Source organism: Streptomyces sp. BR123, assembly GCF_013401435.1.
Lineage (GTDB): Bacteria > Actinomycetota > Actinomycetes > Streptomycetales > Streptomycetaceae > Streptomyces.
In genome coordinates this window covers 1-6,605 of sequence record NZ_JACBGN010000361.1, presented here as the reverse complement: position 1 = coordinate 6,605, position 6,605 = coordinate 1, and the positions used below count along the sequence as shown (strand labels likewise).

General features: G+C 72.9%; 8 protein-coding genes and 2 pseudogenes. 7 read left to right on the top strand and 3 right to left on the bottom strand.

Annotated features, from left to right (window positions below; all coding sequences use genetic code 11):
- Positions 1-127, top strand: a pseudogene (locus HYE82_RS32565) (IS5/IS1182 family transposase); the annotation flags it as partial.
- Between the two features lie 4 nt (positions 128-131).
- On the opposite strand, the gene HYE82_RS32560 reads toward HYE82_RS32565, so the two are convergent.
- Positions 132-353 carry a DUF397 domain-containing protein gene (locus tag HYE82_RS32560; RefSeq protein ID WP_179177815.1) on the bottom strand — a complete coding sequence of 74 codons (222 nt, stop codon included), beginning with the start codon at positions 351-353 and terminating at the stop codon, positions 132-134.
- 12 nt (positions 354-365) lie between these two features.
- A pseudogene (locus HYE82_RS32555) lies at positions 366-1,248 on the bottom strand (helix-turn-helix domain-containing protein).
- A 197-nt stretch (positions 1,249-1,445) separates the two neighbouring features.
- Here HYE82_RS32555 and HYE82_RS32550 point away from each other — a divergent pair.
- Positions 1,446-1,895, top strand: coding sequence for an ATP-binding protein (locus HYE82_RS32550; protein WP_179177814.1), 450 nt, complete (start codon positions 1,446-1,448; stop codon positions 1,893-1,895).
- Positions 1,896-1,927: 32 nt separating this feature from the next.
- Here the strand turns inward: HYE82_RS32550 and HYE82_RS32545 are convergent, their stop codons facing one another.
- Positions 1,928-2,311, bottom strand: coding sequence for a VOC family protein (locus tag HYE82_RS32545; RefSeq protein ID WP_179177813.1), 384 nt, complete (start codon positions 2,309-2,311; stop codon positions 1,928-1,930).
- Between the two features lie 312 nt (positions 2,312-2,623).
- On the opposite strand from HYE82_RS32545, the gene HYE82_RS32540 reads away from it, so the two are divergent.
- The 5 genes from HYE82_RS32540 to ureG all read left to right on the top strand — a co-directional run bounded on the left by HYE82_RS32540 (position 2,624) and on the right by ureG (position 6,561).
- Complete coding sequence (locus tag HYE82_RS32540) at positions 2,624-2,926, top strand: urease subunit gamma (protein WP_179177812.1); 303 nt, start codon at positions 2,624-2,626, stop codon at positions 2,924-2,926.
- 14 nt (positions 2,927-2,940) lie between these two features.
- The gene (locus tag HYE82_RS32535) at positions 2,941-3,252 is read left to right on the top strand and encodes an urease subunit beta (protein ID WP_179177811.1); all 312 of its coding nucleotides are present in this window, start codon (positions 2,941-2,943) and stop codon (positions 3,250-3,252) included.
- Positions 3,245-4,966: an urease subunit alpha gene (locus HYE82_RS32530; protein ID WP_179177810.1), complete on the top strand. Its 1,722-nt coding sequence runs from the start codon at positions 3,245-3,247 to the stop codon at positions 4,964-4,966. The genes HYE82_RS32535 and HYE82_RS32530 overlap by 8 nt, the downstream gene beginning before the upstream one ends.
- Positions 4,966-5,640: an urease accessory protein UreF gene (locus tag HYE82_RS32525; protein ID WP_179177809.1), complete on the top strand. Its 675-nt coding sequence runs from the start codon at positions 4,966-4,968 to the stop codon at positions 5,638-5,640. The genes HYE82_RS32530 and HYE82_RS32525 overlap by 1 nt, the downstream gene beginning before the upstream one ends.
- Positions 5,641-5,865: 225 nt before the next feature.
- Positions 5,866-6,561, top strand: a complete 696-nt coding sequence (gene ureG, locus HYE82_RS32520; RefSeq protein ID WP_179177808.1) for an urease accessory protein UreG — start codon at positions 5,866-5,868, stop codon at positions 6,559-6,561.
- Positions 6,562-6,605: the final 44 nt, after the last annotated feature.

The following is a 6,605-nucleotide window of genomic DNA, read 5'->3' as shown; positions in this document are numbered from 1 at the left end:
CAGTTCCGCGCGATCGCGACCAGGTACGACAAGCTCGCCGACCGCTACCGCGCCGGAGTCGTGCTGGCCTCGCTGGTCCTCTGGCTCCGCGAACCAGCCAGATGATCATTTGTCAGACACTGCCTAGGACGTCATACGGGCTGGTCCGCCCGTACCGAGGCGAGGAAACCCGCCCAGGCCGGCCCGGTGAAGAGCACAGCCGGGCCGTCCGTCCTCTTGGAGTCGCGGACGGCCAGCAGGTCGCCGCCGAGAACGGCGGTCTCCACGCAGTTGTTCATTCCGGTACTGCGGCTGCTCCGCCGCCACCGGGCTCTGGTCGGAAGTCCGCCGGGGGAGAGGGGGGTTGCGGACACGGGGGTGCCTCCTTACGCGTCGTCAGCCAGGGAGCTGATGAGATCCGACGAGTCCTGGGGCGGGAGGGCGTGCGCCTGGATGGTGCGGAACGCGGCGCTGTACGCCTCGAGGTCTTCCTTCCGCTCCAGATAGAGGCTACTCGTCAAATGGTCGAGTACCACCACATCCAGATCGGCGATGTTCGGAAATGAGAAGATGACGAACGGTCCGGTCAGGCCGAGATGCCCCCCCCACGCTGAACGGCAGCACCTGCAGTCGCACTTGGGGCAGCCGTGCCACCTCCACCAGGTGCCGCAGCTGCGCCGCCATCACCCCCGGCCCCCCGATCTGCCGCCGCAGCACCGCCTCGTCCAGGACCGCGCTCAGCTCCAGCGGCGGATCGGCCCGCAGCACCGCCTGCCGGGCCAGCCGTACGTCGACCAGCGCGTCCACCTTCGGCTCCGGCAGCCCGCCCAGCGCGGCGCGGGTCACGGCCCGGGCGTACTCGGCGGTCTGCAGCAGGCCGGGCACCACGGAGAGTTCCACGGTGCGGGCCGCCCGGGCCCCCGCCTCCAGGCTGATGAAGTCCCGGTACTCCTGCGGGAGCAGGCCGCGGTAGTCGTGCCACCACTGGCGGCCGCGGCCGTTGCCGCCGGGTCCGGGGCCGGCGGCCGAGACCGACAGGGCCTCCAGCAGGGCGCGCTGCTCGGGGCTGACGACCTCTCCGTAGGCGTCGAGCAGGCGGCCGATGTCCTCCGGTTTCACGCCGCTCCGGCCGGTTTCGATGCGGCTGATTTTCGACTGGTGCCAGCCCATGATGCGCGCCGCCTCGCCACTGGTGAGTCCGGTACGGTCGCGCAGGGTGCGCAGTTCCTCGCCGAGCTTGCGCCGACGCACCGCGGGGCCATGCTGCATACCCGCCTCCTTCCACCGGCACAGCTCGCACCAGTCTGCCGTCCAAATACGCTCTTCCGTAGCAGAGTTCACCGCATTGGGCGACAGATATATGCACATCTTGGGTGAACGGCCGCTCCCACGGGACGATGGGTGGCACTCTGGCGTCCAGCAGAAACCCGGGGCGGTTCCGCTCCGGTGGGAAAGGGACCGTCGCCATGGCAGACCACCAGGAAGCATCCGTTACTCTGCGGAGCGATCCCGCCTCGGTCGCCACCGCCCGCCGGTACGTCGCGGACGTCCTCCTCGAATGGGGGCTGCCGAGCGACGCCGACACCGCCGACAGTGTCCGGCTGATCGTCTCGGAGCTGGCGACCAACGCCGTACAGCACACCTTCGGGCAGTCGCCCACCTTCACCGTCGACGTCCGGCTGGAGCGGGGCGAGTGGCTCCGGGTCGGGGTCACCGACAGCCACCCGCGCTTGCCGCGGCGGCTCCCGGCCGCCGTCCAGCAGGACAACGGCCGGGGCATGGTCATCATCCGCTGGCTCACCGCGGAGGCGGGCGGACGGCTCTCGGTCACCCCCACCGACGACGGCGGCAAGACGGTGTGGATCGGCCTGCCCTGGCCGGCCGGGGCCCCGGTCCACACCGCCGACACGTGCTGACGCCGACCGGCGCCCGCCGCCCGACCGTCGCGTCAGCCGCGCTCGGAGGCGCTCCGCTCGATGCACAGCTCGTTGCCCTCCGGGTCGGCGAGCACCACCCAGCCGGTGCCGTCCTCCCGGCGCCGGTCGTCGACGAGCCTCGCCCCGAGCCCGATCAGCCGCTCGACCTCCTCGTCGCGGGTGCCGTTCTGCGGCTCGATGTCCAAGTGGACCCGGTTCTTCACCGACTTGGCCCCGGGCACCCGGATGAACAGCAGGCCCGGCGCCCCCGGCTGCCCCGGGTCCAGCAGGATCTCGTCGTCGCCCTCGGTGTCGTCCGGGTGGATCGGGAAGCCCGTCACGGCGGACCAGAACGAGGCGGTTGCCCAAGGGTCCAGGGCGTCGAAGGTGATGTGGCGTACCGGATTGCGGGACATGCGGCTCCTCGGGGGCGGCTCCCGGCTGCCCGTATACGGAACCGGCTGAAGCCGGCGCGGAGGCCGAACCGGGTGTCTGCCCGAAACGTGGGTTAACGCGGTGGAAAAGTGCGCCGCATAGCGTGGGCGTCCGCGGCTTTCCGTCAATGATCGCCCATCCGCCGGCAAAGCGCCGGTACTCGGGACGGAAAGCCTTCCTCTGCATTGGGCAAGACCCGCTTGGTTCGGAAATGCGCAGGTCAACAAAGAGTTGACGGCCGTTAGGGTCACCTCGCCCCTCGACCGACCCCGTCCTGGAAGCTGGTGATACGCGTGCACCTCACACCGCACGAGCAGGAGAGACTGCTCATCCACGTGGCCGCGGACGTGGCCGCGCGGCGCAAGGCGCGCGGGCTCCTCCTCAACCACCCCGAGGCGGTGGCCCTGATCACCTCGCACATCCTCGAAGGGGCCAGGGACGGGCGGACCGTGGCCGAGCTCATGGCCTCCGGCCGTACCGTGCTCGGTCGCGCCGACGTGATGGAGGGGATCCCCGCGATGCTCCACGACGTCCAGGTCGAGGCGACCTTCCCGGACGGCACCAAACTCGTCACCGTCCACGACCCGATCGTCTGAAGGGCGGCAGCCGCATGATCCCCGGCGAGATCGTCCACGGGGACGGTCCGGTGCGCCTCAACGAGGGCCGACCCGTCACCCGCATGACCGTCCTCAACTCCGCCGACCGGCCCGTCCAGGTCGGCTCGCACTACCACTTCGCCGAGGCCAACCCCGGCCTCGACTTCGACCGCCCGGCCGCCCGCGGGCTCCGGCTGAACATCGCCGCCGGCACCGCCGTCCGCTTCGAGCCGGGCATCCCGGTCGAGGTGGAACTCGTACCGCTCGGCGGACTGCGCGCCGTGTGGGGGCTGCGCGGGGAGACCGGGGGGCCGCTCGATGGCTGAGCTGGAACGCGGGGCGTACGCCGACCTCTTCGGGCCCACGGCGGGGGACCGGATCCGGCTGGCCGACACCGACCTCTTCGTCGAGATCGAGGAGGACCTCTGCGGCGGCCCGGGGCGCTCGGGAGACGAGGCCGTCTTCGGCGGCGGCAAGGTCATCCGCGAATCCATGGGGCAGGCCCGCACCACCCGGGCCGAGGGCGCCCCCGACACGGTGATCACGGGAGCCGTGGTCCTCGACCACTGGGGCGTCGTCAAGGCCGACATCGGTATCCGCGACGGCCGGATCTGCGGCATCGGCAAGTCCGGCAACCCGGACACCATGGACGGCGTCGACGCCACCCTCGTCATCGGCCCCGAGACCGAGGTCATCGCGGGCAACGGGAAGATCGTCACGGCCGGCGCCATCGACGCGCACGTCCACTTCATCTCCCCGACCGTCGTCGAGGAGGCCCTTTCCTCCGGCATCACCACCCTGGTCGGCGGCGGCACCGGCCCGGCCGAGGGCACGAAGGCCACCACCATCACGCCGGGCTCCTGGCACCTCGCCCGCATGTTCGCGGCACTGGAGGGCCACCCGGTCAACATCGGCCTGCTCGGCAAGGGCAACACGACCTCCCGCGAGGCCATGCACGCCCAACTGCGCGGCGGCGCACTCGGCTTCAAGATCCACGAGGACTGGGGGGCCACCCCGGCCGCGATCGACGCCTGCCTCGGCGTGTGCGAGGAGACCGGAGCCCAGGTCGCCATCCACACCGACACCCTCAACGAGGCCGGATTCGTCGGAGACACCCTCGCCGCCGTCGCCGGACGGACCATCCACGCGTACCACACCGAGGGTGCCGGCGGCGGCCACGCCCCCGACATCATCACCGTGGTCTCCGAGCCGAACGTGCTGCCCAGCTCCACCAACCCGACCCGGCCGCACACCGTCAACACCGTCGAGGAGCACCTCGACATGCTGATGGTCTGCCACCACCTCAACCCGGCCGTCCCCGAGGACCTCGCCTTCGCCGAGTCCCGGATCCGGCCCTCCACCATCGCCGCGGAGGACGTCCTGCACGACCTCGGCGCGATCTCCATCATCTCCTCCGACTCCCAGGCCATGGGCCGCGTCGGCGAGGTCGTCCTGCGCACCTGGCAGACGGCCCACGTGATGAAGCGCCGGCGCGGCTTCCTTCCCGGCGACGGGCCCGCCGACAACCACCGGGCCCGCCGCTACGTCGCCAAGTACACGATCAACCCGGCCGTGGCGCAGGGGCTCGCACGCGAGATCGGCTCGGTGGAGACCGGCAAGCTCGCCGACCTCGTGCTGTGGAACCCGGCCTTCTTCGGGGTCAGGCCCGAGACCGTCATCAAGGGCGGCCAGATCGCGTACGCGCAGATGGGCGACGGCAACGCCTCCATCCCCACCCCGCAGCCGGTGCTGCCCCGCCCGATGTTCGGCGGTCGCGGCCTGGCGCCCGGACGGAACTCCGTCAACTTCACCGCGCAGGCGGCAATCGACGACGGCCTGCCCGAACGGCTTGCGCTCGGCAAGGAGTTCGTTCCCATCGAGACGACCAGAAAGGTGACCAAGGCGGACATGCGCAACAACGACGCCATGCCGAGGGTCGAGGTCGACGCCGACACCTTCACCGTCACCATCGACGGCGAGGCCGTGGAGCCCGCGCCCGCCGCGGAACTCCCCATGGCCCAGCGGTACTTCCTCTTCTGATGGGCCGCGCCGCACTGCTCCTGCTCGCAGACGGCCGCTTCCCGGCCGGAGGGCACGCCCACTCCGGCGGGGCGGAGGCCGCCTGCAAGGCGGGCCGGATCCACGACGCCGCCTCCCTGGAGGACTTCTGCCGGGGCCGCCTCCACACGGCCGGGCTCACCGCCGCCGCCCTCACCGCGGCCGCCGCCCTCGGGCTCGACCCGGCCGTGCTCGACGCCGCCGCCGACGCGCGCACCCCCTCGCCCGCGCTGCGCACCGCCGCCCGGCGGCTCGGCCGGCAACTGCTGCGGGCAGCCCGCGCCACCTGGCCCGCCGCCGAACTCGATGCCCTCGCGGAGGCTTTCCCGCGCGGGGCTCACCAGCCCGTCGTGCTCGGGGCCACCGCCCGGGCGGCCGGGCTCGGGCCCTCGGACGCCGCGCACGTGGCGGCGTACGAGAGCATCGGCGGGCCGGCCACCGCGACCGTGCGGCTGCTCGGCCTGGACCCCTTCGAGGCGAGCGGCGTCCTGGCCCGCCTCGCCCCCGAGCTCGACGACGTGGCCGACCGGGCCGCGAGGGCCGCGCACAGGGCCCGGGCCGAAGGCCCGGACGCCCTGCCCGCGGCCTCCTCGCCGCTGCTGGACATCGCGGCCGAGAACCACGCCGGCTGGCCGGTACGGCTCTTCGCGTCCTGAGGACGCTCCGACGCCCCGACGCCCCCGGCGCCCCGACGCTCCGACGCTCCGACGCCCCGACGCTCCGACGCCCCGACGCTCCGACGCCCCGACGCTCCGACGCCCCGACGCTCCGTCGGCCCGACGGCCCGACGGCCCGACGGCCCGGCATGTCCGCGGCCCCTGCCGCCCCGGCCGCCCCCGCACGCCTCCTGACCACCTCCACGACCACCGGAGACCCACCCCATGCACCTCGACCACGGCACGGCCTACCCCGAGCGCCACACCCACAGCGCCGGCCCCCGCCGGGCGGACGGCTCGCGCCGCGCCCTGCGCATCGGGCTCGGCGGCCCCGTCGGTTCCGGCAAGACGGCCACCGTGGCCGCGCTCTGCCGGGCCCTGCGCGCCGAACTGTCCATGGCCGTCGTCACCAACGACATCTACACCCGTGAGGACGCCGAGTTCCTGCTGCGGGAGGCCGTGCTGCCGCCGGAGCGGATCACCGCTGTGGAGACCGGCGCCTGCCCGCACACCGCCATCCGCGACGACATCTCCGCCAACCTGGAGGCGGTGGAGGAACTGGAGGAGGCCCACCGGCAGACGGCCCCGCTCGACCTGATCCTCGTCGAGTCCGGCGGGGACAACCTGACGGCCACCTTCTCCCGCGGACTCGTCGACGCCCAGATCTTCGTCATCGACGTGGCGGGCGGCGACGACATCCCGCGCAAGGGCGGGCCCGGCGTCACCACGGCCGACCTGCTCGTCGTCAACAAGACCGACCTCGCCCCCCACGTCGGCTCCGACCTGGACCGGATGGCCCGCGACGCCGCCGAGCAGCGCGGCGGACTGCCCGTCACCTTCCAGTCCCTGCGGGGCCCGGATGGGGTGGCCCCGGTGGCCGCCTGGGTGCGGGAGCGGCTCGCCGCCTGGTCCGTACGGTGACCGGCGCGCCCCCGGCCGCCCCGCCCGCCGCACCACCGGCATCC

Excerpts from the sequence above, each read along its gene's own strand:
- HYE82_RS32535 (WP_179177811.1), top strand. The coding sequence starts at position 2,941 with ATGATCCCCGGCGAGATCGTCCACGGGGACGGTCCGGTGCGCCTCAAC.
- HYE82_RS32550 (WP_179177814.1), top strand. The coding sequence starts at position 1,446 with ATGGCAGACCACCAGGAAGCATCCGTTACTCTGCGGAGCGATCCCGCC.
- ureG (WP_179177808.1), top strand. The coding sequence starts at position 5,866 with ATGCACCTCGACCACGGCACGGCCTACCCCGAGCGCCACACCCACAGC.
- HYE82_RS32545 (WP_179177813.1), bottom strand. The coding sequence starts at position 2,311 with ATGTCCCGCAATCCGGTACGCCACATCACCTTCGACGCCCTGGACCCT.
- HYE82_RS32530 (WP_179177810.1), top strand. The coding sequence starts at position 3,245 with ATGGCTGAGCTGGAACGCGGGGCGTACGCCGACCTCTTCGGGCCCACG.
- HYE82_RS32525 (WP_179177809.1), top strand. The coding sequence starts at position 4,966 with ATGGGCCGCGCCGCACTGCTCCTGCTCGCAGACGGCCGCTTCCCGGCC.